22 protein-coding genes are annotated in these 22,891 nt (G+C 72.7%); 9 read left to right on the forward strand and 13 right to left on the reverse strand.

What is annotated here, in order from left to right; translation table 11 throughout:
- The first annotated feature begins 175 nt into the window (after window positions 1–175).
- Window positions 176–823, forward strand: coding sequence for a phosphatidylserine decarboxylase (locus ACFWRT_RS29475; protein ID WP_093693814.1), 648 nt, complete (start codon window positions 176–178; stop codon window positions 821–823).
- Window positions 810–1,670, forward strand: a complete 861-nt coding sequence (gene pssA, locus ACFWRT_RS29480) for a CDP-diacylglycerol--serine O-phosphatidyltransferase (RefSeq protein ID WP_380951985.1) — start codon at window positions 810–812, stop codon at window positions 1,668–1,670. The genes ACFWRT_RS29475 and pssA overlap by 14 nt, the downstream gene beginning before the upstream one ends.
- 105 nt (window positions 1,671–1,775) lie before the next feature.
- Here pssA and ACFWRT_RS29485 read toward each other — a convergent pair whose 3' ends face one another.
- The 3 genes from ACFWRT_RS29485 to ACFWRT_RS29495 are packed head-to-tail and all read right to left on the reverse strand — an operon-like array spanning window position 1,776 to window position 4,382.
- Window positions 1,776–2,522: a PIG-L deacetylase family protein gene (locus ACFWRT_RS29485; RefSeq protein WP_380951986.1), complete on the reverse strand. Its 747-nt coding sequence runs from the start codon at window positions 2,520–2,522 to the stop codon at window positions 1,776–1,778.
- Between the two features lie 22 nt (window positions 2,523–2,544).
- On the reverse strand, window positions 2,545–3,174 hold the full coding sequence (locus ACFWRT_RS29490; RefSeq protein WP_380951987.1) for a DUF1796 family putative cysteine peptidase: 630 nt from the start codon (window positions 3,172–3,174) through the stop codon (window positions 2,545–2,547).
- 11 nt (window positions 3,175–3,185) lie between these two features.
- Entirely contained in the window at window positions 3,186–4,382 is a 1,197-nt protein-coding gene (locus tag ACFWRT_RS29495; RefSeq protein ID WP_380951988.1) for a methyltransferase domain-containing protein, read from the reverse strand.
- Window positions 4,383–4,813: 431 nt separating this feature from the next.
- On the opposite strand from ACFWRT_RS29495, the gene ACFWRT_RS29500 reads away from it, so the two are divergent.
- From ACFWRT_RS29500 to ACFWRT_RS29510, 3 genes are all read left to right on the forward strand, one after another.
- Window positions 4,814–5,653, forward strand: coding sequence for a hypothetical protein (locus tag ACFWRT_RS29500; RefSeq protein WP_380951989.1), 840 nt, complete (start codon window positions 4,814–4,816; stop codon window positions 5,651–5,653).
- Window positions 5,654–5,708: 55 nt separating this feature from the next.
- Window positions 5,709–7,874, forward strand: coding sequence for a bifunctional serine/threonine-protein kinase/ABC transporter substrate-binding protein (locus ACFWRT_RS29505; protein WP_380951990.1), 2,166 nt, complete (start codon window positions 5,709–5,711; stop codon window positions 7,872–7,874).
- A gap of 185 nt (window positions 7,875–8,059) precedes the next feature.
- The gene (locus ACFWRT_RS29510) at window positions 8,060–10,426 is read left to right on the forward strand and encodes a discoidin domain-containing protein (RefSeq protein WP_380951991.1); all 2,367 of its coding nucleotides are present in this window, start codon (window positions 8,060–8,062) and stop codon (window positions 10,424–10,426) included.
- Window positions 10,427–10,493: 67 nt separating this feature from the next.
- Here ACFWRT_RS29510 and ACFWRT_RS29515 read toward each other — a convergent pair whose 3' ends face one another.
- From ACFWRT_RS29515 to ACFWRT_RS29535, 5 genes are read right to left on the reverse strand one after another with little or no spacing between them, the layout of a single operon-like run.
- Window positions 10,494–11,744 carry an ABC transporter substrate-binding protein gene (locus tag ACFWRT_RS29515; RefSeq protein ID WP_380951992.1) on the reverse strand — a complete coding sequence of 417 codons (1,251 nt, stop codon included), beginning with the start codon at window positions 11,742–11,744 and terminating at the stop codon, window positions 10,494–10,496.
- Window positions 11,741–12,901, reverse strand: a complete 1,161-nt coding sequence (locus tag ACFWRT_RS29520; protein ID WP_380951993.1) for a branched-chain amino acid ABC transporter permease — start codon at window positions 12,899–12,901, stop codon at window positions 11,741–11,743. Before ACFWRT_RS29520 ends, ACFWRT_RS29515 begins: the two co-directional genes overlap by 4 nt.
- Window positions 12,894–13,784 carry a branched-chain amino acid ABC transporter permease gene (locus ACFWRT_RS29525; protein ID WP_380951994.1) on the reverse strand — a complete coding sequence of 297 codons (891 nt, stop codon included), beginning with the start codon at window positions 13,782–13,784 and terminating at the stop codon, window positions 12,894–12,896. The genes ACFWRT_RS29520 and ACFWRT_RS29525 overlap by 8 nt, the downstream gene beginning before the upstream one ends.
- Window positions 13,781–14,599: an ABC transporter ATP-binding protein gene (locus tag ACFWRT_RS29530; RefSeq protein WP_380951995.1), complete on the reverse strand. Its 819-nt coding sequence runs from the start codon at window positions 14,597–14,599 to the stop codon at window positions 13,781–13,783. The genes ACFWRT_RS29525 and ACFWRT_RS29530 overlap by 4 nt, the downstream gene beginning before the upstream one ends.
- A complete protein-coding gene (locus ACFWRT_RS29535; protein WP_380951996.1) occupies window positions 14,587–15,384 on the reverse strand; it encodes an ABC transporter ATP-binding protein in 798 nt (265 codons plus the stop codon). Before ACFWRT_RS29535 ends, ACFWRT_RS29530 begins: the two co-directional genes overlap by 13 nt.
- A 274-nt stretch (window positions 15,385–15,658) precedes the next feature.
- Here ACFWRT_RS29535 and ACFWRT_RS29540 point away from each other — a divergent pair, with 274 nt between their 5' ends.
- A complete protein-coding gene (locus tag ACFWRT_RS29540; protein ID WP_380951997.1) occupies window positions 15,659–16,387 on the forward strand; it encodes a PucR family transcriptional regulator in 729 nt (242 codons plus the stop codon).
- A 133-nt stretch (window positions 16,388–16,520) separates the two neighbouring features.
- Here the strand turns inward: ACFWRT_RS29540 and ACFWRT_RS29545 are convergent, their stop codons facing one another.
- Window positions 16,521–17,636 carry a glycerate kinase gene (locus ACFWRT_RS29545; protein ID WP_380952016.1) on the reverse strand — a complete coding sequence of 372 codons (1,116 nt, stop codon included), beginning with the start codon at window positions 17,634–17,636 and terminating at the stop codon, window positions 16,521–16,523.
- Between the two features lie 135 nt (window positions 17,637–17,771).
- Between ACFWRT_RS29545 and ACFWRT_RS29550 the strand changes: the two genes are divergently transcribed.
- Window positions 17,772–18,269 (forward strand): NUDIX domain-containing protein, encoded by a 498-nt coding sequence (locus tag ACFWRT_RS29550; protein WP_380951998.1) that lies wholly within the window; start codon window positions 17,772–17,774, stop codon window positions 18,267–18,269.
- 117 nt (window positions 18,270–18,386) lie between these two features.
- Here ACFWRT_RS29550 and ACFWRT_RS29555 read toward each other — a convergent pair whose 3' ends face one another.
- Window positions 18,387–18,587, reverse strand: a complete 201-nt coding sequence (locus ACFWRT_RS29555) for a hypothetical protein (RefSeq protein WP_018513508.1) — start codon at window positions 18,585–18,587, stop codon at window positions 18,387–18,389.
- Window positions 18,588–18,651: 64 nt separating this feature from the next.
- Here ACFWRT_RS29555 and ACFWRT_RS29560 point away from each other — a divergent pair, with 64 nt between their 5' ends.
- Entirely contained in the window at window positions 18,652–19,374 is a 723-nt protein-coding gene (locus ACFWRT_RS29560; RefSeq protein ID WP_380951999.1) for an SIR2 family NAD-dependent protein deacylase, read from the forward strand.
- Window positions 19,375–19,383: 9 nt separating this feature from the next.
- Here the strand turns inward: ACFWRT_RS29560 and ACFWRT_RS29565 are convergent, their stop codons facing one another.
- Window positions 19,384–19,788: a (2Fe-2S) ferredoxin domain-containing protein gene (locus ACFWRT_RS29565; protein ID WP_380952000.1), complete on the reverse strand. Its 405-nt coding sequence runs from the start codon at window positions 19,786–19,788 to the stop codon at window positions 19,384–19,386.
- A gap of 392 nt (window positions 19,789–20,180) precedes the next feature.
- Between ACFWRT_RS29565 and ACFWRT_RS29570 the strand changes: the two genes are divergently transcribed.
- Window positions 20,181–20,765, forward strand: coding sequence for a TMEM165/GDT1 family protein (locus tag ACFWRT_RS29570; RefSeq protein WP_380952001.1), 585 nt, complete (start codon window positions 20,181–20,183; stop codon window positions 20,763–20,765).
- 96 nt (window positions 20,766–20,861) lie between these two features.
- On the opposite strand, the gene ACFWRT_RS29575 is transcribed toward ACFWRT_RS29570, so the two are convergent.
- Together ACFWRT_RS29575 and ACFWRT_RS29580 are read right to left on the reverse strand one after the other, a co-directional pair.
- Window positions 20,862–21,371, reverse strand: a complete 510-nt coding sequence (locus ACFWRT_RS29575; protein ID WP_380952002.1) for a methylated-DNA--[protein]-cysteine S-methyltransferase — start codon at window positions 21,369–21,371, stop codon at window positions 20,862–20,864.
- 15 nt (window positions 21,372–21,386) lie between these two features.
- Window positions 21,387–22,859 (reverse strand): AlkA N-terminal domain-containing protein, encoded by a 1,473-nt coding sequence (locus tag ACFWRT_RS29580; RefSeq protein WP_380952003.1) that lies wholly within the window; start codon window positions 22,857–22,859, stop codon window positions 21,387–21,389.
- Window positions 22,860–22,891 lie beyond the last annotated feature (32 nt).

Raw genomic sequence — 22,891 nt, forward strand, 5'->3', positions numbered from 1 at the left:
CGATTCAGGGTGATTTGGTGGCGAAGAACATCACACCAGGTCACCCTCGACGGGCGGCGTTCGACAGTCCGACTCGGCTGCTGGCTTGCCCAGTTGCGCCCGGCAACCGATAGCATCTTCGGAAAGCCGCCGTCCCCCGTTGCCAGCGCGGCATCATCCGCTACGAAGGTCATTCATGCCCGACAGCCCTACCTCCGCAAACCGCGGCGGGGTCCGCATCGCCCGCGGAGCATCGCCGTGGCTCCTCCCGACCGTCGCCACCGCGGCCCTCAGCCTGGCCCGCGCCCGCAAGTCCGGGCGCTGGGCGGCAGTGGCCGTGCCCACCACCGCGCTCGCGGCGGGCATGCTGTGGTTCTTCCGTGACCCCGAGCGCGAGATCGCCGAAGGCCGGGTCATCTCCCCGGCCGACGGTGTGGTGCAGAGCATCATGCCGTGGAAGGACGGGCGCACCCGGGTCGCGATCTTCATGAGCCCGCTCAACGTCCACGTCAACCGCGCGCCGCTGGCGGGCACCGTGACGTCGGTCGAGCACATCCCGGGCGGGTTCGTTCCGGCGTTCAACAAGGAGAGCGAGAACAACGAGCGCGTTGTCTGGCACTTCGACACCGAGCTCGGCGACATCGAGATGGTGCAGATCGCGGGAGCGGTCGCCCGTCGGATCGTGCCGTACCTCCCCCAGGGCACGAAGGTGGAGCAGGGCGAGCGCATCGGCCTGATCCGCTTCGGCTCGCGCGTCGACATCTACCTTCCGGAAGGTATCGATGTCGCGGTCGAGGTCGGCCAGGCCACTACCGCGGGGGTGACTCGAATTGACCGTAGTTGATCCCAATACCCAGGCCGACTGGGTTCCGGAAGCCGAGGATGCGGGCGAGACCGACGCTGAGGACATGCCGCTGTCGATGCGGCTGTCGATAGCGGACACGCTCACCCTCGGTAACGCCACGTGCGGATTCATGGCGGTGTACTTCACCACCACCGGAATCCTCATCCCGCACCTCACGGGCAGCGAGGAGACGGGCATGGCCCGCCACTCGGCGGCCACCGCGGTCATCCTCATGCTGATGGCGGCGATCTTCGACCTCTTCGACGGGCTCGTGGCACGCAAGCTGCGCTCCTCGCCGATGGGGGCCGAGCTGGACAACCTCTCCGACCTCATCAGCTTCGGGCTCGCCCCGGCCTACTTCGTGCTCGTGTACGGGATGGTCGCGGACGACGCCCATCAGCGGGTGTCGGCGTTGGCGGCGATCGTCGTGCTGCTCGCGGTGGTGCTCAGGCTGGCCAGATTCTCCTGTGTGACCTTGAAGGACGGCATGTTCCAGGGCATGCCGAGCCCCTTCGGAGCGCTGACGGTCGTCTCGATCGTGCTCCTGGAGCTGCCCTTCGTCCCGACGCTGCTGGCGATCATCGGGGTGGCGTGGCTGATGGTGAGCCGGGTCGAGTACCCCAAGCCGCGGGGCATCCTCGCGGTGGCGATGCTCAGCTGGATCGTCGGCGCGATGGGGCTGCTGGCGGCGTGGGCGTTCGACGCGCCGGGCGGTCAGTTGCTGCTCCAGACCGGCTGTGCGCTGCAGGTCGTGCTCGGTGCGGTGATCCCGCTCTTCGCCACGGCGCGACGGGTCAACACGTTCCGTGACAACCGGCGCGAGGCGCGGGCGGCGCAGCACCCGTAGCGGTACGGACACAGCGTTACGGATACAGCGGTACGGACACGGACAGGGCGAAGGCCCGGATGCTTCCCGGCATCCGGGCCTTCGTGCGTTTCCGGGATGCTCGCGTCAGGCGGTGCCGTGGGGCTCCAGGCTCCAGATCAGTTCGGCGCGCAGGGGGCCGGTGCGGGCGAGGAAGGTGCCGTGGTCGGGGGCAAGGGCGGCGAGCTGGGAGGCGTGGCTGAGGACGGCCGCGCGTTTGGCCGCCCACTGCTCGTCGGAGAGCACCAGCTCGTGTTCGACGGTGACCCGGTGGCGGCGGGTGAGCGCCTGGTAGGCGGTCCCCCACTTCTGGCTGGCGGCCAGCGCCCCGGACGCCTCGGGCGTGCCCCACTCCGGCAGGTGCCCGGTGTAGGGCAGGTCGGCGTAGACCCAGGGGGCGGGGGCGCCGGCCGCCGTGAGGGCGCGTTCGGCGCGGAGGCGTACGGCCTCGTGGTCGGGCTGGTTGGTGCCGAGCGGGAGAAGGACCCGGGTGGTGGGGGCGAGGGTGCCCAGGAGGGCGTCCAGGGCGTCCGGGCCCTCGCCCTCGGTGACGTACGGGCCGTCGGGGTGGTCGATCAGGACCTGCTCGGCGCCCAGCAGCTCGCAGGCGCGGGCGTCCTCGGCGCTGCGGACCCGGTGGGCCTCGGCGGCGGTGGTGAAGCCGCAGACGCTGTCCCACCAGGAGACGGGGGCGCCGGGCGGCGGGGGCCCACCGTGGACGGTGACGACGGCGAGGGGGCCGGGCAGGGTGGGCAGGAGCCCGGCGAGGGAGAGCGCGGCGTCGTCGAAGTGCGGGGAGACGACGAGGGTGCGCCAGGGGGGCGGTACGGGCACGGTTCCTCCGGAGGGAAGCGGGTCAGGGTGCGGCGGAGGCCCTGGGGATGTCCAGGGCGGCGAGAGCGGCGTCCCAGGCCGTGTCGCTGCCCTCCCAGCGGCCGGGCTGGGCGGCGACGGTGGACCAGGTGACCCCGGGCGGGAGGGCGGCGGTGGTGGTGTCCTCCGGGGGCGTACGGCGGAGCCAGAGCAGGTCAAAGGCGTGGTCCGGGTAGCGGGAGCGCAGGAGGGCGTGCAGGGCCGCCAGGTCGCCCGGGCCGCTCTCGTCGAACGCGTCGTGGTGGACGTACAGGACGCGGGAGCGGGAGGCCGTCAGGGCCCGCCAGCGGTCGGCGAGGTACGCGAACTTCTCCCGGACCGCCGGATGCTGCTCCGCGATGAGGGCCGGGGTCAGCGGGGTGCCGTCCGGGGCGTGGAAGTCGTGGAAGAAGCGGATGTCCGAGCCCCGGTCCCGTACGCAGAGGCCGTTGCTGAAGGGTTCGCTGAGGCCCGGGCGGAGCACGTTGGCGAAGTCGTTCTCGATGATCTCCCGTACGGCGACGAGGTCGAGGTCGAGCCAGTCGAAGAAGTGGGCCCGGTCCTGGCCGGTGATGCGGCGGAGCTGGTAGGTGGACTCGCAGTGGTAGCCGAGCCCGACGCAGACGTCGTACATGGCGGACTCCGTCAGGCGCCGGTGCGGCGCAGCAGGACGCCGACGCTGCCGCGTTTGCTGAGGTAGGCGCGGCCGCCGCAGACGGTCTCCAGCGCGGGGGCGACGAGCGGGGTCGCGTCGCCGGCCCGCTCCCAGTGCGGGGTGCTCTCCAGCCAGGGGGTGAGCCGGGTGGCGAGCGTCTCGGGTTCCAGGGCGACGAAGACCAGGTCGGCCGGGAGCCGGTCCAGGAGGGCGAGGTCCTGGCCGTAGTAGAGCATCTCGATCAGGAGGTAGGCCGCCCCGGGCAGCTCCGGCCGGGCGGCCAGCTCCTCCAGGGAGGCGGGGTGGACCTGGGCGGTGTCGCCGACGGCCTCGGTCAGCCGGCGGCGGAAGACGGGGTTGGGTTCGGTCGCGTGGACGGTGAAGCCCTTCTCCGCGAGCCGGGTGGTGAGCGCCCCTTCGCAGGCGCCGACCTCGACGAGGGGACCGCCGCCGGGCGGACAGTGCTCCGCGATCCAGGCGACGGTGCGGTCCAGCCGCTCCCCCTCGTACGCGGAGGTGGCGAACTCCCACGGGTCGGGCACGGTGGCCGCGTCCTCGTCGAGGCTGGCGAGGAGCGCGAACAGCCGCTCTCGCTCCTCCGCCGACCCGGCGGCGAAGAACCGCTCGGTGGCATGGACCCGGCCGGTCCGGATCACGTACTCGGCGGAGTCGGTGCGCAGCAGATGGCCGCAGTGCCGGTTGACGAAGGCGAGCTTGGCCTCGGCCTCGGTGCGGTCCAGCGGCAGGTCGAGGTCGCTGATGAACTGGAGGTACGGGGAGTGGCCGACGGCGTGCAGGACGGCCGGCCCGCCCGGCAGAGGCACGGTGGCGACGGCAGCGGCGGCGTCCCGGCCGAGTCGGCCCCTGCTGCGGCGGGTGTCGGCGGGCGAGTGGGTCCAGAGCCGGGCCTCCGCTCCCCGGGCCGCGGCCTCGACCAGCGCGGCCAGCGCCTGCGGCCCCGGTGAGGCCGCGCTCTCGTCGACGGGCCGGATGTGCCGGGCGACGGCGGCGAGGCGCTCGGTGAGCGGCAGGTCCGCCGGGAGCACCAGGTGTTCGGCGGTGTCGCCGAGCAGGACGTGGATCTCGCGGCTCTGCTCCTGCCGGCCGGCGGGCCCGGAGTCGGTGAGCACGGAGAGGAAGTCGAGTACGGCGTCCTCGGCCCTGAGTACGGCCACGATGTCGATCAAGGGATGGATCTCCTCAGCGGGACGCGGGAAAGCGGCGGATACGCGGACCTGAACGGAGCGGGCCGCGACGCGGCGGCCCCTCGTCCGGAGTCGAGCCAACCACCTCCACCCCAGGTGGTCCAGACCAATTTTCCGCCGAACACGGAATCCGTGCAGGGTGGTTACGCGGCGTCCGAGCGCCCGCTGCCGCCCCTGCCGTACGGGGGTTCCGCCCGCCTGCCATGGCCTGATTTCAGCCACCCGGGGCCCGCTCATACCACGTCGCGCCGCGCCGCACCAGAGGCGAACCCCTCCCGGTGGCTGAGAAGTTCCGGCAGGGGGATGAGTACCGGGTTCCCGTCAACCCGGCGCGCCGGGCTTCTAGAATCACGTCGCATCCGACGCCCCGACGACTCGGGCGGGGCGCGGGGCAGGGGGACGACGGGGGTCCGATGATGACGGAGCACAGGCGCCGCGGGGCACGTGTGGTGGCGGTCGCGGCGGCGGGGGTCCTGCTGGCGGGCTGCGGGAGTTCGGGGGCGAAGTCCGGGGAGGACCCGGATCCGAAGCCGTCCGCGTCGGCGCGGCCGGCCGGTGGGTCCACGGAGCCGTCCGGGTCGCCGGAGCCGCAGGGGACCAAGGAGCCGGGTGCTCTGCCGAGCGCGTACGAGTTCACTCCGGACCCGGCCCGGGTGCCGAGGACGGCGGCACAGGCCCGCAGGCTGACGCGTAACGCCGCGCTCGGGGAGGCCGACTGGACGGCGGGCATGGTGCGCGGGACGCCGTACGAGACCGCCGGGACCTGGACCGTACTGGCCGATTCCTGTGTCTGGAGCCGGAGCGCGCTGCCCGACGGAGTGCTCGACTCCTTCACCCGGCGGCTCGACATCCCGGCACAGGACGGCAAGGGGCGGGTGCGGGGGTCGGTGACCGTGACGGTGCACAGGACCGTCGGGGGCGCCGACCGGGAGATCAAGGACACCGTCCAGGAGAGCTTCCGCTGCCCGGCGCAGGAGCTGGGCGGCGGGCAGCGGCTGAGCGGGCTGATGTCGTTGCAGTTCGACCAGAAGGACGTGCGCAACGCGGACGCCTCGCTCTTCGAGGCGGGCAAGTACACCGGTCCCGGTTCGGGCGGCACCCAGGACTACGTCTGGTCCAAATCCCGGATCGGGCCGGTCACCACGGCCGTCTCGGTCAAGGGCGCGAAGGGCTACCAGAACTCCGACCTGCTGCGGATCGCCGCCGAGGGCGGCGCCAAGGTGCTCTACCGCGTCGAGCTGGAACTCAAGTAGGCCCGGAGCGCCTCCGGACGTACGACACGATCACGACGCAGGGACGTAACCGCTGATGGAACCGCTCCGCTCCACCGACCCGGCGCGGATCGCCGGGTACCGCATCCTCGGCCGGCTCGGCGCCGGGGGCATGGGCGTGGTGCTGCTGGGCCGGTCGCCCGGCGGCGCGCTGGTGGCCATCAAGCTGATCCGCGCCGAGTACGCGGACGACACCGGGTTCCGCACCCGGTTCCGGCGTGAGGTGGCGATCGCCCGGCAGGTGCGCAACCGGTGGGCGGTGCCGGTGGTCGACGCCGACACCGAGGCGGCGGCGCCCTGGCTGGCCACCGAGTTCGTGCCGGGTCCCGCCCTGAGCGAGGCCGTGGGCGGCGGGGCGCCGCTGCCCGAGCGCAGCGTTCGGGCGCTCGGCTCGATGCTGGCGGAGGCGCTGGAAGCCGTCCACGGGGCGGGGCTCGTCCACCGGGACGTGAAGCCCGGGAACGTCCTGCTCGGCCTCGACGGTCCCCGGCTGATCGACTTCGGGATCGCGCGGGCCCTGGACGACACGGTCCTCACAGCGACGGACGCGATCGTCGGATCGCCGGGCTTCCTCTCGCCGGAGCAGGCGCAGGGGCGGCGGATCGGCCCGCCGAGCGACCTCTTCTCGCTGGGCTGTGTCCTGGTGTACGCGGCGACCGGCGGGCGGCCGTTCGGCAGCGGCCCGGTCGAGGCGATGCTCTTCCGTACGGTGCACGACCTGGCGGATCTGGGTGCTCTGCCGCCGGGGCTGCGGCCGGTGGTGGAGGGGTGCCTGTCGAAGGAGCCGGAGGGGCGGCCGACCGCCGGGGACATCCGGCGGGCGTTCGCCGAGGACACGGCGGGCGGTAGCTGGCTGCCCGGCCCGGTGACCCACCTGATCGCCGAGCGCTCGGCACGGATGCTCGCCCTGCCCGACATCGAGGCGACCAGCCTGGACGCCGGTTCCACCGTGGAGACGGATGCCGGGACCCGGGACACCACCGCCGTCCCCGCCTCCCCCGGGCGCCGGCGCTTCCTCGCGTACGTCACCGGCGGCGCGGTCCTCGCGGCGGCGGGCGGGACCACCGCCTGGCTGGCCACGGGGTTCGGGGACGAGAAGGACCCGGACGGGAACGGCAAGGGGGACGGCGACAAGGCGGCGGCCGCCCGGCCGGAGCTGCACATCGGGCTGCAGGCCGACCTCAGCGGACCGTCGGCGGCGATCGGCAAGGGCCAGGAGCGGGCGGCCCTGCTGGCGGTCGAGGAGCACAACGCCCGCGAGGACGCGCCGTTCACGCTGCGCCTGGTCGCGGCCGACGACGGCGGCGTGGCGGCGCGGGCCACGGCGGCGGTGCGGCGGTTCGCCCAGGACCCGCTGCTGGTGGCGGCGATCGGGGCGACCGGCGCGGACGCGGCGCGCGAGGCGCTGGTGGCGTACGACGAGGCGGCGCTGCCGCTGCTCAGCGTGGTGGACGGCGACACGCGGAACCTGAACCGGATCTTCCTGTGCGCCCGGCCGCGCAACGACATGCAGATGCTGCCGGTGGCGCAGTTCCTGGGTGCGTACGAGATCGACGCCGTGGCGCTGGTGGACGACGGGACCGAGTACGGGCGCCAGACCACGCGCTTCCTGGACGCGGGGCTGCGGGGCAACGGCCGGACGGTCCTCCCGGAGACGGTGCGGGAGGGCACCCGCGACCTGGACGCCGAGGCGGAGCGGATCGTCGCGAAGAAGCCGGGGGCGGTGGTGTACGGCGGCGGGTGGCGGGATGCCGGCCGGTTCGCGCGGGCGCTGACGAAGGCGGGGTTCCTGGGGCCGAAGATCGGCACCCAGGCCGTGCACGATCCCCGGTTCCTGGCGGAGGCGGGCGAGGACGCGGCGGGGTGGCTCGTCGTGTCGACGGCCGCCGACCCCGCCTCCGTACCGTCGGTGCACCCCTTCGCCGCCGCGTACCGCAAGCGCTTCGACGGTGCGCCGCCGCTGCTGGCCGCCGAGGCGTACGACGCGGTCGGGCTGATCGCGGCCTGCGCGGAGGGGTTGGGCCGGGAGAGCGTGACGCGGCAGGACATGCTGCCCGTGCTGCGGACGACGCGGTACAAGGGCGTGTCCAAGAGCTATGCGTTCGAGCCCGCCAACGGGATGTACGCGGGCACCGGGGTCTTCATCTACCGCGTGGAGCGGGGGCATTTCCGGTACATCGGGATGGACGGCCGGGAGGTGTGATCACGTCGGCCTCGTCCGGGGCGGGTTGGTGCCTGCCTCGGGTTGAGAGCACGTCACATCCCGTCCCGAGTCGCTAATTTGAGCTTCCAGGGCGGTATTTTGCGCAGCGGCATAGACGTCCTTGCGGGATCTCTCCTAGCCTCAGGTCGTCCGCAGAGCCCCCGAGCCGCAAGGACGGACCTCCCGTGACCCCTCCCCCACCACCCCCACGCCGCGGCCGCATCCTGCGGCGCTCCCTCTCCGCCTCCCTGGCGCTGGCCCTCACCGCGCTGGCCGCCGCCACCTCGCTCGTGGTGGCCGGTGCGCCACCCGCCGCTGCCGCCGCCGTCCCCGCACCCTCCCCGTTGAACGTCCCCGGACGCGGGGCGACCGTTCCGTTCAAGGAGCAGGAGGCCGAGTACGCCGCGACCAACGGCACGCTCATCGGCCCGAACCGGCTCTACGGCTCGCTGCCCTCGGAGGCCTCGGGCCGCCAGGCCGTCACGCTCGACGCGGTCGGCGAGTACGTGGAGTTCACGCTCACCGCACCGGCGAACGCGATGACCTTCCGCTACTCGCTGCCGGACAACGCCGCCGGGACGGGCCGGGACGCCTCGATCGACGTGCGGGTCAACGGGACGCAGCTCAAGAGCGTGCCGGTGACCTCGAAGTACGGCTGGTACTACGGGGGTTACCCCTTCAACAACAACCCCGGCGACACCAACCCGCACCACTTCTACGACGAGACCCGGACCATGTTCGGCTCCACCCTGGCGGCCGGTACGAAGGTCCGCCTCCAGGTCTCCTCCACCGCCCAGTCCCCCACCTTCACCATCGACCTGGCCGACTTCGAGCAGGTCGCCGCGCCGATCGGCAGGCCCTCCGGGGCGCTGGACGTGGTGAGCGACTTCGGCGCCGACCCGAGCGGCGCGGCGGACTCCACGGCGAAGATCCAGGCGGCGGTGGACGCGGGCCGCACCCAGGGCCGGGAGGTGTACATCCCGCAGGGCACGTTCAAGGTCCAGGACCACATCATCGTCGACAAGGTGACGCTGCGCGGGGCGGGCCCCTGGTACAGCGTGCTGACCGGCCGGCACCCCACGGAGCGCCACAAGGCCGTCGGCGTATACGGCAAGTACGCCTCTCAGGGCGGCAGTTCGAACGTCACTTTGAAGGACTTCGCGATCTTCGGCGACATCCGCGAGCGGATCGACGACGACCAGGTGAACGCCATCGGCGGATCGCTCTCGGACTCGGTGGTCGACAACCTCTGGCTCCAGCACACCAAGTGCGGCGCCTGGCTGACCGGTCCGATGAACAACTTCACCATGAGGAACACCCGGATCCTGGACCAGACGGCCGACGGGGTGAACTTCCACTACGGCGTCACCAACTCCACCGTCACCAACACCTTCGTCCGCAACAGCGGTGATGACGGCCTCGCCATGTGGGCGGAGAACATCCCGAACGTGAACAACAAGTTCACGTTCAACACCGTCGTCCTGCCGATCCTGGCGAACAACATCGTGACGTACGGCGGCAAGGACATCACGATCTCCGACAACGTCATGGCGGACACCATCACCAACGGCGGCGGCCTGCACATCGCCAACCGTTACCCCGGGGTCAACTCCGTTCGTGGCACCGCTGTCTCGGGTACGCACACCGCAGCCCGCAACACCCTCATCCGGACCGGGAACAATGACTTCAACTGGCAGTTCGGGGTCGGGGCGGTCTGGTTCAGCGGTCTCAACGAACCGATCCAGGGCGCGACGGTCAACGTCACCGACACGGAGATCCTGGACAGCTCCTACGCCGCGATCCACCTCATCGAGGGAGCGAGCAACGGGCTGAACTTCAACCGGGTGAAGATCGACGGGGCCGGAACCTACGCGCTCCAGATCCAGTCGCCGGGCCGGGCCACGTTCACCGATGTCGTGGCCACGAACATCGCCCAGTCCAACCCGATCCACAACTGCGTCGGCGCGGGCTTCCAGATCACCCGGGGCTCCGGCAACTCCGGCTGGTACGCCGATCCGCCCGCCTGCACGGGCGTCTGGCCGGATCCGGTGTGGACCAACGGCGGGGTGCCGGGAGGCGGCGGCCCCGGCGGACCGACCGACCCGCCGGGCCCCACGGACCCGCCGGAGGAGACCGGCAATCTCGCGCAGGGGCGCCCGGTGAGTGCGAGCAGCCATGTCGACGTGTACGGCGCCGGGAACGCGGTGGACGGGAACCCGAACACGTACTGGGAGAGCCGTAACAACGCCTTCCCGCAGTCCCTGACCGTGGATCTGGGCTCGGCGAAGGCCGTGAAGCGGGTGGTGCTGAAGCTGCCTCCGGCGGCCGCCTGGGCCACGCGCACCCAGACCCTGAGCGTGCTGGGGTCCACCGACAACTCCACGTACAACACCCTGAAGGCGTCGGCGGGTTACACCTTCAACCCGTCGAGCGGCAACACGGCCACCGTCACCCTGCCCGGGACCTCGGCCCGCTATCTGCGGCTGGCGGTCACCGGCAACACCGGCTGGCCGGCCGCGCAGCTCTCGGAGGTGGAGGCGTACACGAGCTGAGCAGCCGTGCGGGGTCGGGCCTGGCCGCAGTTCCTCGCGGCCGGGCCCGACTCCGTTACTCAGTGCGTCACTTCACCGTGTAGGACTTCGCCGCATCGGAGACCGAGGCCGGGCTGATGACCTTCAGACCGCCGGGGACCGAGGCGTCCGGCTTCATGATGACGCTCTCCCGGGTGGACGGCGCCGCCGGGTCGGAGAAGTCGTGGGTGACCCCGAACTCGGTTCCGTACCCCTTGATCGTCAGCAGCGCCTTGTCGACGCCCTCCCGGGTGAGGTCCTTGTTGTCGCACGCCTTGTCCAGCGCCTCGCCGAAGATGGAGGCCGCCGTCCAGCCCGCGACGACGCCGTTGTCGAGGACGTCGTTCGGGTACTGCGAGGCGTACTCCTTCGCCAGCAGCGACGGGCCGTCGCCGGGGTCGCCGATGGGCAGGGTGGAGGAGGCGATGTAGTAGTCCTTCAGCAGGGCCGGGCCCGCCTGGGTCTTCAACAACTGCGGCGCGTAGGCGGAGTTGTTGCCGACGACGGGGATGTCGAAGCCGGTGGCGGCCGCGACGCCCACCAGCGAGGCCGCCTGGCGCGGGCCCGCGCTGACGACGACGGCCTTCACCCCGGCCTGCTTGAGGGCGGCGACCTGGGCCGTCATGTCGTTGTCGGTCGGCTTGATCTTCTGCTCGACGACCGTGAGCCCGGCCTCCTCGGCCGCGTGCTTCGAGCCGGCGAGCGCGTTCTCGCCGTAGTCGCCCTCGAAGTACACATGACCGATCTTGTCGCCCTTGGCGATCCGCTTCTCCTTGAGCAGGTGGTCGATCAGGTTGATGGTCTCGACGTCATAAGTGGCGCCGACGACGCGGATGTACGGGGAGCCGAGCAGGTTGGCCGACCAGGCCTGCGGCAGCACGAGCCCCTTGTCCTTGCCGTCGATGCGCTGCTCGACGGCGGCGACGAACGGGGAGCCGATGAACTGGGCGAAGCCGAGCACCTTCGGCTCCAGCTCGGTGTAGCCGGCGATCGCCTTCTGCGGGTCGTAGCCGTGGTCCCGTACGGTCAGTTCGATCTTCCGGTCGCAGATGCCGCCCTTGGCGTTGATCTGCTTCGCCCAGAGCTGCTGGGCCTGGGTGACGCTCTTGCCGAGCGAGGCGTAGACACCGGTCATGTCGGTGAGGACGCCGAGCGAGATCGTGGAGGAGGAGACACCCGGGCCGGTCTTGATCCCGGCCTTGTCCTGCTCGTCGCCCTTCCCCTCGGTCGCCTTGCCGCTGCACCCGACGAGGGTGACGGTGAGGGCCGCGACCACGGCCGTGAGCGCTCTGCGTTTCATTTCTTCTCCCCTGACTTCTTCGGACGGTTGACGCGCGGGAGTGCGATGCCGAGGCGGGCGAGGCCGCCGGGCAGGAACAGGACCACCGCGACCACCGCGGCGCCGTACAGGTAGCGGGACGCCTCACCGGGTGCCAGACCGCCCGTACCGGGGGCGGAGACCAGCGGGAGGGAGTCGCTGTAGTGCGTGAGCACCTGCGGGAGCAGGGAGACGAAGAAGGCGCCGACGACGGCCCCCGCGACGCTGCCGAGCCCGCCGATGACGATCATGGCGAGGTATTCGAGGGAGAGGATCATGCCGAAGTACTCGGGCACGGTCCGCTGGAAGACCAGCGCGAGCAGGACGCCCGCGAGACCGGCGTACATGGAGGACAGGACGAAGACCCCGGCCCGGTAGCGCGCCACCGGTACGCCCATGACACCGGCCGCGATCCGGTGGTCGCGGATGGCGTTCATCGCCCGGCCCGGCCTGCCGCGCAGGATGCCGCGGGCGAACAGGGCACTGAGCAGCAGGGCGGCCAGGCCCACGTACCAGAGCTTCTCCGAGGATCCGAACGGGACGGCGGCGACGACGACTTCGGTGTCGTCGAAGGTGATCCCGAAGAGGGAGAGCGGTGGTACGGCGCGCCCGTTGTAACCCCCGGTCAGGGAGCCCGCGTTGAACAGGACGTGCTGTCCGATGAAGATCAGCGCGAGGGTCGCGATGCCGAGGTAGGCGCCGCGCAGCCGACCGGCGATCGGGCTGAACAGCCCTCCGGCGGCGCCGGCGAGCAGGACGGCGAGGATCGCGGCCAGCCAGGTGGGCAGCCCGAGGCCGGTCAGGGTGTGGCCGTTCTCGGTGCTGGACTCCCCCGCCAGGATGCAGTAGCCGTACGCGCCGACGGCGAGGAAGAAGGCGTGTCCCATGGAGAGTTGGCCGGTGGCGCCGGTGAGCATGTTGAGCCCGATAGCACCGATCGCCGCCGCCATCGCGAACAGCCCGGCCTGGAGCCAGAAGCGGTCCAGGTGGAACGGGAGGGCCAGGAGCAGGACGGAGGCGATGAGGACGGCGTACGTACGGGGCCGGCGCAGCCGGTCGGTGAGGCTCGAAGCGCCAACCGGTGCGGGCGTGCGGGTGGTTGTCGCCTCGGGGACGGCTTCGGCGGTGGTGTCAGACACGGGCCAGCTCCTTCGTGCCGAAGAGTCCGGCCGGCCGGATGAGCAGGACCGCGACCATCACCAGATAGGGCGCCAGGTCGCCGATGCCCCGGCCGAGGAAGGAGAGGTCGCTCTGGTAGCCGGTGGCGAGCGACTCGGTGACGCCGACGATGAGCCCGCCGGCCAACGCCCCGGTGGTGGAGTCGAGTCCGCCGAGGATTGCCGCGGGGAACGCCTTGAGCGCGGCGAGGGAGGTGGCCCGTTCCAGGCCGGGGGTCGGGAAGACGGTGAGGAAGAGGGCGGCGACGGCGGCGAGGGCTCCGGCGACGGCCCAGGCGGCGAGCGAGACCCTGCCGAGCTTGATGCCCATGAGGGCGGCGGTCTGCGGGTTCTCGGCGGCGGCCCGCATGGAGACGCCCCACGAGGTGTAGCGGAAGGCCAGCAGGAAGACGGTGATGAGGAGCCCGGCGGCGAGGAACGCGGCGATCCGGGTCTGGGCGAGGGTGATGCCGCCGATGTTCACCACCTGGTTGCCCCACGGGTCGCCGAGCGCGAGGACGTCCGTGCCCATACGGCGGGTGAGTTCGGTGATGAGGAGGATGTCGACGCCGATGGTGACGATGGCCAGGACGCTGTGGTCGCTCCCCCGGTAGCGGCGCATCACGAAGAACTCGATGGCCGCCCCGACGGTCGCGGCCCCGGCGATCCCGACGAGCAGCGCGGGCCAGAACCCGATGTCGTCGTGGAGGACGGCGGTGACATAGCCGCCCGCCAACAGCAGTGAGGCGTGGGCAAAGTTGACGACCTCGGTGGCCTTGAAGATGACGACGAAGCCGAGCGCGATCAGTGCGTAGACCGAACCGATCGACAGGCCGCCGAGGAGGAGTTCGATGAACGTGGTCATTCCGGTGCTCCCAAGTAGGCCTGGACGACGGCCGGGTCGTTCTGGACCTCGGCGGGGGTGCCGCCCGCGATCCTGCGTCCGAAGTCGAGTACGGTCACCGCGTCCGCCAACCGCATGACCACCCCCATGTCGTGCTCGACCAGCACGATGGAGATGCCGAGACTGTCGCGGACGTTGGCGACGACGGCCGCGGTACGGCGGCGTTCGTCGGCGGTCATCCCCGCGATCGGCTCGTCGAGCAGCAGGACCCGGGGCTCCATGCACAGCGCCCGGCCCAGCTCGACGAGCTTCTGCTGCCCGTACGGCAGGGAGCCCGCCGGGCGTTCCAGCGCGGCTTCCAGACCGATGAACGCGGCGATCTCGCGGACCCGGTCCCGATGGCGCCGCTCCTCGCGGGCGGCGGACGGCAGCCTGAGGCCGGTGGCGAGGAAGCCGGAGCGGGTGAGCCGGTGGCGGCCGAGCAGCAGGCTGTCGGCGACGGTCGCGCGCGGCGGGAGCGCGATGTTCTGGAAGGTGCGGGCGACGCCGAGGGCGGCGATGGCGTGCGGCGCGCGTCCGGTGAGCTCGGTGGTGCCGAGGTGGACGGTGCCGGCGGAGGCGCGGTAGACGCCGGAGAGGACGTTGAAGCAGGTGGACTTGCCGGCGCCGTTGGGGCCGATGACGGCGTGGACGCTGCCGGGTTCCACGGTGAAGGAGACGGCGTCGAGGGCGGTGAGCCCGGCGAACCGTACGGTCACGTCGGAGACGGTGAGGGCGGCCGGTTCGGTGGTGGCGGCGCCGGTCGCGGGTGCCGGTGCGGTCGTCACGCGGACCACCTGCTCAGGGTGCGCCGGTTCTCGGAGGCCGCGTCCGCGTCGGCGGCGGCCTCCTCGTCGACCACGCCGAGATAGCGGCGGCGCACCTCGTCGGAGGCGGCCAGTTCGTCGGCGGGCCCGTGCAGGGCGACCTCGCCGACATCGAGGACGTACGCCGTCGAGGCCAGGCGCAGCGCGATGGCCGCGTTCTGCTCGACGAGCATGACGGAGGTGCCGCTCGCGTTGATCTCCTGCACGGTCTCCGCGATCCGGGCCGCCATCAGCGGGGCGAGGCCGAGCGAGGGCTCGTCCAGCAGGAGCAGCCGGGGCCCGGCCATCAAAGCGCGGCCCATCGCCAGCATCTGCTGCTCGCCGCCGGACAGGAGCCCGGCCCGCTGGTGCGCCCGGTCGGAGAGGACCGGGAACAGCTCGTGGACGCGGGCCAGGGCGGCGCTCGTCCGCTTGCGCCCGCCGCGCGCCCCGAGGGCGCCCGCGCGCAGGTTGTCGGCCACCGTCATCCGGGCGAAGACCTGCCGGCCCTCCGGTACCTGGACCACTCCCGCGGCCACCACCTGGGCGGGCCGCAGCCCCTCCAGGGGACGGCCGTCGAACCGGATGGTGCCGGTGCCCGTACCGCGGTGGAAGCCGAGGGTCCGCGACACGGCCCGCAGCAGCGTGGTCTTGCCCGCGCCGTTGCCGCCGAGTACGGCGGTGATCGCGCCGTCCGGCACATCGACGGAGATGTCGCGCAGCGCGCGGACCGGGCCGTAGCCGACGGACAGTGCGCGGATCTCTAGCGTTGCCATGCGTCCTCCTCCTTCCGCCTTCTCGTGTCGTGCTCATGGGTCGTGCTACTGGGTCGTGCTCATCTGTGGGGGGTGTGGCTTCGTGTGGTGCCACAGACCAGCACCGGGCGGAGCGCGCGTCCACGGGGCGGGGCGGAGTCGATGCGGGTGACCAGCGATCGAAGGGCCTCGTTGTGCACGCGCACAGAGGCGGTGACGGGCGGGGTCCCGCCCGCGCGGCCGGTGGCATCCTCGTCGGTCACCGGGGAGACCGGTCCAGCGGAGGGAGGCGGGGATGCGGCGGGAAACGGGGGCCGTGGCGCTGCTCGGCCCGCTGCTGGCCGGGTCCGCCCAGCCGCACCAGGTGCGGCGCGCGGCGCAGGGCCTCGGGCTGCCCGAGCGGGGGTCTTACGCGGTGGTGGTGCTGGCCGCGCCCACCGCCGGCCCGGAAACGGAAGCGGACACGGATGCGGATGCGGATGCGGACGGGGTGCGGTGGTGCTGGTGCGGGGAGGCGGGGGTCGTCCTGCTGGGCCCGGGAGGCCTCGCCGGACCGGTCGCGCGGCTCGGGGAGGCGGGGGCGGGGCCGGGTGGAGTGAGTCCGGTGGTGGGCGGTCTGGCGGAGCTGGGGCGCGCCCGTCGGCTGGCGGGGGCGGCGCTGCTGGCCTGCGGTCCGGGGGCGCGCGAGATCGTGGCGCTGGACGAGCGGTTGCCGACGGCCCTGGTGGCGAGCGTGCCGGAGCTGTCCGCCCGGCTGGTCGCGGAGGTGTTCGGCCCGCTGCTGGTGCTGGCTCCGGCGGAACGGGCGCTGCTGGTGGGGACGTTGGAGGCGTGGCTGGAGTGCGGGGGTTCGGTGGGGCGGGCCGCGGTGCGGCTGCGGTGCCACCGGAACACGGTGTTCAACCGGCTGCGGCGGCTGGAACGGCTGACCTCACGGTCGTTGTCGCACCCGCGCGAGCTGGTCGAGACGGTGCTGGCACTGGACGCGCTGCGGCTGCCGGCGGCGCGGGGTGAGCGACGGTGAGCCCCCGGCGCAGGAGGAGCCAGGGCCGGCCGTACGTTGTGTACGACCGGCCCTGATCCAGTTGCACGACCGGCCCCTGGTGCGGTTGCACGACGGCTCTGGTGCGGTTGTACGACCGGCCCTGATCCGACGCTCAGCTCAGGAAGTCCCGGGCGATCGACTCGGCCGCCCGCTCCAGCAGCGGCCCGGCCTGGGCCATCGAGACGGCCGGGTCCGGTTCCAGCTCGGCCAGGGCGTAGGCGCGCGCGATGCCCGCCCCGCTCAGGGCCTCCGGCGACAGCGCGAGCCGGCCGCAGACCGCGACGACCTCGATCCCGGCCTCCCGGGCGGCCGCGGCGACCCCCGCCGGGGCCTTGCCGTGCAGGGTCTGCTCGTCCAGCGAGCCCTCGCCCGTGATGACCAGCGTGGCGCGGGCGAGCGCCGGGGCGAAGCCGAGGACGTCGAGCATGACCTCGATGCCGGGCCGGAAGCGGGCGCCGAGGGCGACGAGCGCCCCGTAGCCGATACCTCCGGCCGCTCCCGCGCCGGGCAGGGCCGACGTCTCCGGCCCCAGGACGGAGGAGTAATGGCTCAGGGCCGCGTCGAGGACCGCGATGTCCTCCTCGCTCGCTCCCTTCTGCCGCCCGTACACCTCGGGGGCGCCCTTGGGCCCGGTCAGCGGGTTGTCCACATCGCTGGCCAGGACCAGGTCGACGTCCTTCAGACGCGGGTCGAGCCCGGAGAGGTCGGCCTCGGCCAGCTCGGCGAGCCCCCCGCCGCCGGGGCCGACGGGCTTGCCGTCCGCGTCCAGGAAGCGGGCCCCGAGCGCGGCGAGCATGCCCGCGCCGCCGTCCGTGGTGGCGCTGCCGCCGACCCCGAAAACGATGGTCGTCGCCCCGGCCTCCAGCGCGGCCGCCAGCAGTTCGCCCGAGCCGTACGTGGTGGCCGTGAGCGGGGCGAACACCCCGTCGGGCAGGTGCTGGAGGCCCGAGGCCTCGGCCATCTCCACCACGGCGGTGGACCCGCGCAGCGCGTACGCCGCCGTCACCGGGTCTCCGAGGGGTCCGGTCACCCGCGCCTCGCGGCGCTCGAACCCGGCGGCCACCGCGGCCGCGACCGTGCCGTCGCCGCCGTCCGCGACGGGCAGGGTCTCCACCCGCACGCCGGGCACGACGCGCCGCAGCCCGGCCGTCACCCGCTCCGCGACCTGTACGGCCGTGAGCGAGCCCTTGAACTTGTCCGCCGCGACGAGCACGCGGGCGGTCTCCACATCTGCTCCGTCCGTCACCTTGCATCCCTTGCCTTCGAACAGAGTCGCGCCGCCCCGACCCTATCCGCACACCCCCTGATCTGCCCATGGCCGTCCGGAACCGCCGCCGACCCGTCCCCCACTACGCTGTCGCCCGTGACGACTACCGATCCGCACTACGCCACGTACATCGCCGGGCTCCCCAAGGTCCTGGCCGGAGCCGCGTGCCTCTTCCGCGACGCCGAGGGCCGGGTCCTGCTCGTCGAGCCGAACTACCGCGAGGGCTGGGCGCTGCCCGGCGGGACGGTCGAGTCTCAGGCGGGCGAAGGCCCCCGGCAGGGCGCCCGGCGCGAGACGGTGGAGGAGATCGGGCTCGACGTGGCACCGGGCCGGCTGCTCGCCGTCGACTGGGTGCGTGGCCCTGGCCGGCCGCCGATCGTGGCGTACCTGTACGACGGCGGGGTGCTCGCCCCGGAGCAGCTCGCGGCGATCCGGCTCCAGGAGGAGGAGCTGCTCTCCTGGAAGCTGGTCGCCCGGGACGACCTGGGCGACCATCTGCTCGGAAAGCTGGAGGGTCGGGTGCGGGCGGCCTTGGGCGCGCTGGAGTCCGGCGAGGGCGTGGTGGAACTGGAGGACGGAGAACCGGTGGCGTAGGGGGGCGTCGGCCCTCCTGGGCCTCGGGCCCGGACCCCTCCTGGGCCTCAACCCCGGGTACCGGCTGGGCCTCAGGCCCGGGTCCCCCCTGGGCCTCACCCTCGGGCCCGCAAACCGTCAGCCCTGCTGAGCCTGCGGCTTGGGTTCCACGTCCCGTACCGACTCCTCGCGCTCGGCGACCAGCGCCTCCGTGCGGTGGCCGCGGGCGATGTAGTCGCGCACCACGAGTTCCACCGCGTCCTGCGGGCTGCCCACGCCCGCCAGCACCATGACTTCGACGACGAGTTCGGCGTCCAGACTGACGCTCACCTTGGCCATGGCCGGACTGTACCCCGGTGAAATGCGCTCGCGGGGCGCGTTCCCGCATCCGTACGCTCGGCGCATGACCCTTGTCGCGATCCTCAGTGGCGCCGGTGTCTCCACGGACTCCGGCATCCCCGACTACCGGGGCCCGAACGGGGTGTGGCGCAAGGATCCGGAGGCCGAGAAGCTCGTCACGTACGACTTCTACCTGGCCGATCCGGAGATCCGCCGCCGCTCCTGGCAGATGCGCCGCACCGCCTCCCTCTGGAACGCCGAGCCGAACGCGGCCCACCGGGCGGTCGTGGAGCTGGAGCGGTCCGGCACCCCGGTCCGGGTGATCACCCAGAACGTGGACGGGCTGCACCAGCGGGCCGGGCTGCCCGCCCGCAAGGTCCTCGAACTCCACGGCACCGCCCACGAGGTGGCCTGCACCCGATGCCACGCCCGCTCCTCGATGGCCGAGGCACTGGAGCGCGTCGAGGCGGGCGAGCCGGACCCCGCGTGCGCGCTCTGCGGCGGGATCCTGAAGGCGGCGACGGTGATGTTCGGGCAACGGCTGGACCCGCGGGTGCTGGCGGACGCGATGACGGTCGCCAAGGCGTGCGAGGTCTTCGTGGCGGTCGGCTCGACGCTCCAGGTGCAGCCCGCCGCCTCGCTCGCCGGGATCGCGGCCGAACACGGGGCGCGGCTGATCGTGGTGAACGCGGAGCCGACCCCGTACGACGCCCTCGCGGACGAGGTCGTCCGGGAGCCGATCGGTACGGCGCTGCCGAAGCTGCTGGCGGGACTGGAAGCGAGCTGACCTGCGGCTTCAGCCGTCCAGCCCCGCCCGGACCCGGCGCGAGGGCTGGAAGACGTACAGGTCGAGGATGTCGGGGGCGTCCGCGAGGCCGGGGCCGCCGGCCGAGGCCCAGGTGATGACGTCCCGCTCCGCGTACTCGTCGTTGACCAGGCCCAGCCAGACCGGGCGGCCCCCCGCGCGGCGGCCCTCGGCGGAGGGCTGGACCACGATCACGTTGCCCTGCTCGCAGGCGTCCAGGCACTCGACGGCCCGGACGGTGGCGGCGCCCTCCAGGCCGGCCCGGAGCCGGCTGAGCTGGGCGGCGTGGTCGACGCCCGGGATCTTCTCCGTGCCGCAGCAGCAGCCCCGGCAGACGCTCACGGTGGGCCGGGGAACGCTCTGGGCGGGCACGTCCTTGCGGGGGCGGCGGCTCATGCGGCACTTCCGGTCGGTGGGAGGAGGGGGAGGGACGGGAGGGAGGAGGGCGACGACCAGCGCTGGTGCGGGTGATCACGGCGACTCTACCCAGGCCACCCCGCTTCGAACACCTGCCCTCCCGCCGGGCCCGGTGGGGTAGTGTTGACGGCTGCGAAGGGGAGTAGCCCCGCAAACCGGTCGTCGACACACTGGAGCCTTCGGGTTCCCGGTGGCCGGGCTCGTGGACCCTTGAGGGGATCATGATCACGGGCGGGCGAGACCTTCGGTCCTGTATGACACGTCCACGCCCTGTGGGCGCTGCCGTCATGCCGGGCCGAGTGGTCCTCCGAACAGCCCGAGCGGCGCTTCGCGAAGATCCGGGGCCCGGCTCGCACAGAAAGCCACCCGGAATGCACCTCGACCCTCTGGCGGTCATCACCGCCTTCGGGCTGATCTTCCTCGCGGAACTCCCCGACAAGACGATGTTCGCGTCGCTGGCCATGGGCACGCGGATGCGCCCGCTCTACGTGTGGTTCGGCACGTCGTCCGCGTTCATCGTGCATGTCGCCATCGCCGTGGGCGCGGGCAGCCTGATCGGGCTGCTGCCCGACTGGACCGTCAAGCTCGTCTCGGCCTCGCTCTTCGCGTTCGGCGCGTTCATCCTGCTGCGCGGCAGCGCCGGTGACGACGATGACGACACCGAGGTGAAGACCGTGACCGGCTTCTGGCCGGTCTACTCGACCGCGTTCATGGCGGTCTTCATCAGCGAGTGGGGCGACCTGACCCAGATCACCACCGCCAACCTGGCGGCGAGCAACGGCACCTGGTCCACCGCGATCGGGTCGGCCGCCGCCCTGATGTCCGTCTCGGCGCTGGCGCTGCTCGCGGGGAAGTTCATCGCCAAGCGCGTACCGCTGAAGACCGTGCAGCGTATCGGCGGTATCTGCATGCTGGGCCTCGCGCTCTGGACGGCTGTGGAGATCTTCACCGGCTGACGGCGGTGAAGCCGCTCGGGGGCGTGCCGGTGCAGGTGCCGGCAGGCCCCCGGGAGCCATGCTCCCAGGTGCCGGCGCGCCCCAGCCCTTTCCGTCTCAGAACAGCGCCTGCACCCCGTCGCTCCGCCGGCCGCCGCTCTCGAAGGCGAGCAGCCGCTGCTTGCGGTCCAGGCCGCCGCCGTATCCGGTGAGGCTGCCCGAGGCTCCGATGACCCGGTGGCACGGCACGATGATGCCGACCGGGTTCTTGCCGTTGGCCAGGCCGACCGCCCTCGAAGCGCCCGGCTTGCCGAGCTCCTCGGCCAGTTCGCCGTACGTACGCGTCTCGCCGTACGGGATCCTGCTCAGCTCCGCCCAGACGCTCCGCTGGAACGGGGTGCCGTGCAGGTCGAGCGGGAGGTCGAAGGTGGTGAGCTCGCCGGCGAAGTACGCCGTGAGCTGGCGGATCACCTCGGGGAAGGGTTCCGGGTCCGGGACGCCGAAGGTCTCCTCGGGCGGGCGGTGGCGCTGGTCGGTCATGTAGAGGGCCGAGAGGACGCCGTCGGTGGCGATGAGCGTCAGCGGGCCGTAGGGGCTGTCGACGACCGTGTGCTGCTTGGCAGGCATGGGGAGCTTCCTCCGTCAGGCGGGCAGGTGGTTGATGGGGTGGTCGTCCACGGTCCAGAGGTACTGGACGGCGTACGCGCGCCAGGGGCGCCAGTCGGCGGCCCGTGCGGTGAGGGCGGCGGGGGTGGCCGGGAGGCCGAGGCGTTCGGCCGCGCGGCGGATGCCGAGGTCGGTGGGGAGGAAGGCGTCGGGGTCGCCGAGCGCCCGCATGGCGATCACCTCGACCGTCCAGGGGCCGAAGCCCGGGAGTGCGGAGAGTTCGGCGCGGGTCCGCTCCCAGTCGGTGTCGGGGCCCAGGCGGAGCGTGCCGTCGGCGAGGGCGGCGACCAGGGTGGTGAGCGTGGTGCGGCGGGTGCGCGGCAGGGCCAGCGACTCCGGGTCGAGTCCGGCCAGCGCCTCGGGGGTCGGGAAGAGGTGGGTGAGCCCGCCCTCGGGGTCCTCGACGGGCACGCCGTGCGCGGTGACCAGGCGGGCCGCGTGGGTGCGGGCGGCGGCGGTGGAGACCTGCTGGCCGAGGACCGCGCGTACGGCGAACTCGGCGCCGTCCACCGTACGCGGCACCCGGCGGCCGGGTCCCGCCTCGACGAGGGGGGCGAGCAGCGGGTCGGTACGCAGCCGGTCGTCCACGGCGACCGGGTCCGCGTCCAGGTCCAGGAGCCAGCGGCAGCGGCTGATGGCCTGGGTGAGGTCGCGGGGGTCGGTGAGGGAGAGCCGGGCGGCGATGTGGCCGGGCTGCGGGGTGAGGGCGACGGTGCCGCGGCCGTACGGGAGGGTCAGCGTGCGGCGGTAGGCGCCGTCCCGCCACTCCTCGACGCCGGGGACGGCGGTCGCGGCGAGGTGGCCGAAGAGGTTGCTGGGGTTGAGCGGGGCCCGGTACGGGAGGCGGAGCGCGATCACGCCGGGGGTGGCGGGGGCGAGGGGGCCGCGGGCGGCTCGGGTGCGCAGTTCGCCGGGGGCCAGGGCGAAGACCTCGCGGACGGTCTCGTTGAAGGTCCGGATCGAGGAGAACCCGGCGGCGAACGCCACCTCGGCCAGGGGCAGGGTGGTGGTCTCGATGAGGACGCGGGCGGTCTGGGCGCGTTGGGCGCGGGCCAGGGCCAGCGGTCCGGCGCCCAGCTCGGCGAGGAGCTGGCGTTCGATCTGGCGGGCGGAGTAGCCGAGGCGGGCGGCGAGGCCCGGGACGCCCTCGCGGTCGACGACCCCGTCCCGGATGAGCCGCATGGCGCGGGCCACCGAGTCGGCGCGGGCGTTCCACTCGGGGGAACCGGGGCTGGTGTCGGGGCGGCACCGCTTGCAGGCCCGGAATCCGGCCTGCTGGCAGGCGGCGGCGCTCGGGTAGAACGTCATGTTGCGGACCTTGGGCGGCACGACGGGGCAGCTGGGGCGGCAGTAGATCCGGGTGGTGAGGACCGCGGTGAAGAACCAGCCGTCGAAGCGGGCGTCCTTGGACTGGACGGCCCGCACGCAGCGCTCGGTGTCGGTGTGCATGGTTCCAGGATGGGTCACCGGTCAGCGGCCTG

It is taken from the genome of Streptomyces cyaneofuscatus (assembly GCF_042718795.1).
In the GTDB taxonomy this organism is placed as follows: domain Bacteria; phylum Actinomycetota; class Actinomycetes; order Streptomycetales; family Streptomycetaceae; genus Streptomyces; species Streptomyces cyaneofuscatus_A.

What these genes read in the sequence shown, in the direction of transcription:
- ACFWRT_RS29475 (WP_093693814.1), top strand. Translation starts at nt 176, where the DNA reads ATGCCCGACAGCCCTACCTCCGCAAACCGCGGCGGGGTCCGCATCGCC.
- ACFWRT_RS29535 (WP_380951996.1), bottom strand. Translation starts at nt 15,384, where the DNA reads ATGGCAACGCTAGAGATCCGCGCACTGTCCGTCGGCTACGGCCCGGTC.
- ACFWRT_RS29580 (WP_380952003.1), bottom strand. Translation starts at nt 22,859, where the DNA reads ATGCACACCGACACCGAGCGCTGCGTGCGGGCCGTCCAGTCCAAGGAC.
- ACFWRT_RS29570 (WP_380952001.1), top strand. Translation starts at nt 20,181, where the DNA reads ATGCACCTCGACCCTCTGGCGGTCATCACCGCCTTCGGGCTGATCTTC.
- ACFWRT_RS29565 (WP_380952000.1), bottom strand. Translation starts at nt 19,788, where the DNA reads ATGAGCCGCCGCCCCCGCAAGGACGTGCCCGCCCAGAGCGTTCCCCGG.
- ACFWRT_RS29505 (WP_380951990.1), top strand. Translation starts at nt 5,709, where the DNA reads ATGGAACCGCTCCGCTCCACCGACCCGGCGCGGATCGCCGGGTACCGC.
- ACFWRT_RS29515 (WP_380951992.1), bottom strand. Translation starts at nt 11,744, where the DNA reads ATGAAACGCAGAGCGCTCACGGCCGTGGTCGCGGCCCTCACCGTCACC.
- ACFWRT_RS29500 (WP_380951989.1), top strand. Translation starts at nt 4,814, where the DNA reads ATGATGACGGAGCACAGGCGCCGCGGGGCACGTGTGGTGGCGGTCGCG.
- ACFWRT_RS29540 (WP_380951997.1), top strand. Translation starts at nt 15,659, where the DNA reads ATGCGGCGGGAAACGGGGGCCGTGGCGCTGCTCGGCCCGCTGCTGGCC.
- ACFWRT_RS29525 (WP_380951994.1), bottom strand. Translation starts at nt 13,784, where the DNA reads ATGACCACGTTCATCGAACTCCTCCTCGGCGGCCTGTCGATCGGTTCG.
- ACFWRT_RS29560 (WP_380951999.1), top strand. Translation starts at nt 18,652, where the DNA reads ATGACCCTTGTCGCGATCCTCAGTGGCGCCGGTGTCTCCACGGACTCC.
- ACFWRT_RS29575 (WP_380952002.1), bottom strand. Translation starts at nt 21,371, where the DNA reads ATGCCTGCCAAGCAGCACACGGTCGTCGACAGCCCCTACGGCCCGCTG.
- ACFWRT_RS29555 (WP_018513508.1), bottom strand. Translation starts at nt 18,587, where the DNA reads ATGGCCAAGGTGAGCGTCAGTCTGGACGCCGAACTCGTCGTCGAAGTC.
- ACFWRT_RS29490 (WP_380951987.1), bottom strand. Translation starts at nt 3,174, where the DNA reads ATGTACGACGTCTGCGTCGGGCTCGGCTACCACTGCGAGTCCACCTAC.